This window comes from Mycobacterium sp. (assembly GCF_049683935.1).
Lineage (GTDB): Bacteria > Actinomycetota > Actinomycetes > Mycobacteriales > Mycobacteriaceae > Mycobacterium.
This window is the reverse complement of sequence record NZ_JBAUJR010000145.1, coordinates 1-2,186: the sequence shown is the minus strand read 5'-3', so window position 1 is coordinate 2,186 and position 2,186 is coordinate 1. Positions and strand designations below refer to the sequence as shown.

The window sequence follows — 2,186 nt, the reverse complement described above, 5'->3', positions numbered from 1 at the left end:
ACGCAGGCCGCCGCAAGCCCGCGGCGACGCCGGAAAAGTCGGCGAAGTCGCCGAGAGTCGCGAAGACGGCGAAGAGCACCCCGGGCACGGAGCGCTCGGCCCGGTCGCGGCGCACCCGCCAGGCGGCATCCCAAAGCGGTTTGCGTAGCGCGTCATTCGTGTTCCGGCACCGCGCAGGCAATGCAGCGGTGTTCCTGCTTCTGGTGGTGGCTGCTGCCCAGTTGTTCACGCTGCAGGTGCCCCGCGCTGAAGGGTTGCGCGCCGAGGCGGCCAGTCAGTTGAAGGTGACCGACATCGACGCCGCACTGCGCGGCGCGATCGTCGACCGCAACAGCGACAAGCTGGCCTTCACCATCGAGGCCCGAGCGCTGACATTCCAACCCGTCAAGGTGCGCAAGGAATTGCAGGAGGCGTACGAGAAGAATGCGGTGACCGCATCAGAGGCCCCCGACCCGGACCGTCGGCTGCGTGACATCGCAACCGAGGTGGCCACCCGTCTCGGCAACAAGCCCGACAGCGCGACCGTGCTCAAGAAGCTGCGCAGCAACGAGACATTCGTCTACCTCGCGCGTGCCGTCGATCCGACCATCGCCGACGCCATCACCACCGAGTTCCCCGAAGTCGGCTCGGAGCGCCAGGACCTGCGCCAGTACCCCGGCGGAGTGCTCGCCGCCAACATCGTCGGTGGCATCGACTGGGACGGCCACGGACTGCTCGGGCTCGAGGATTCGATGGATTCGGTGCTGGCCGGCACCGACGGTTCGGTCACCTACGACCGCGGTTCGGACGGCGTGGTCATCCCGGGCAGTTATCGCAATCGCCACGATGCGGTGAACGGCTCGTCGGTGATGCTGACCATCGACGACGACATCCAGTTCTATGTGCAGCAGCAGGTGCAGATGGCCAAGGACGCCTCCGGAGCGAAGAACGCGTCCGCTGTGGTGCTCGACGCCAAGACCGGTGAGGTGTTGGCGATGTCGAACGACAACACGTTCGACCCGTCACAGGACCTCAGCCGTCAGGACAATCGCGAGATGGGCAACCTGTCGGTCTCGTCACCGTTCGAACCGGGCTCGGTGAACAAGATCGTCACCGCCGCATCGGTCATCGAGTACGGGCTGTCCAACCCCGACGAGGTGCTGCAGGTGCCGGGCTCGATCAACATGGGTGGTGTCACGGTCGGCGACGCGTGGAAGCACGGAGTGATGCCCTACACCACCACAGGGGTGTTCGGGAAGTCGTCGAATGTCGGCACGCTGATGCTGGCTCAGCGCGTCGGGGAACAGCGTTACGCCGAGATGCTGCGCAAGTTCGGACTCGGCCAGCGCACCGGCGTCGGGCTGCCCGGCGAGAGTGCCGGGCTGGTGCCGCCGATCGACCAGTGGTCCGGCAGTACGTTCTCCAATCTGCCTATTGGGCAGGGGCTTTCGATGACCCTGCTGCAGATGGCCGGAATGTACCAGGTGATCGCGAACGACGGTGTCCGCGTCCCGCCGCGCATCGTGAAGGCGACGATCGCCGCCGATGGCACGCGCACCGAGGAACCCCGGCCCGAAGGCGTGCGGGTGGTGTCGCCGGAGACGGCACGCACCGTGCGCAACATGTTCCGCTCGGTGGTGCAGCGCGACCCGATGGGTGTGCAGCAGGGCACCGGGCCACAGGCGGCGGTCGAGGGATATCAGATCGCGGGCAAGACGGGCACCGCCCAGCAGATCAACCCGGCGTGCGGCTGCTACTACAGCGACGTGTATTGGATCACCTTCGCGGGGATGGCTCCGTCCGACGACCCCCGCTACGTCGTCGGGGTGATGCTGGACGCGCCACATCGTGCCGCTGACGGCTCACCCGGATCGTCGGGCGCACCGCTGTTCCACAACATCGCGTCCTGGCTGCTGCAGCGGGAGAACGTGCCGCTGTCGGCGGATCCGGGTGCGCCGCTGACACTTCAGGCCGGCTGAGCTGATCTACCCGGCCGGTACTGTGTCTAGGCCATGAGTCTGCGCCCCTCCAATCCCGCCGGTCTGCCACTCGCCGCCGTTGCCGACCTGCTCGCCGGGATTTCCTTCGAGCCGGCCACCGGGCTCACCGCGCCGGACATCCGGGTCACGGGTGTGACACTGCGCTGCCAGGACGCCGAGGCCGGCGATCTGTTCGCGGCGCTGCCCGGGTCGAGCGCGCACGGTGCC

1 protein-coding gene and 1 pseudogene are annotated in these 2,186 nt (G+C 67.5%); both read left to right on the top strand.

What is annotated here, in order from left to right:
- On the top strand, nucleotides 1–1,958 hold a 1,958-nt coding region (locus WA965_RS08270; protein WP_526447350.1), incomplete at its 5' end, for a peptidoglycan D,D-transpeptidase FtsI family protein.
- 33 nt (nucleotides 1,959–1,991) lie between these two features.
- A pseudogene (locus tag WA965_RS08265) lies at nucleotides 1,992–2,186 on the top strand (UDP-N-acetylmuramoyl-L-alanyl-D-glutamate--2,6-diaminopimelate ligase); the annotation flags it as partial.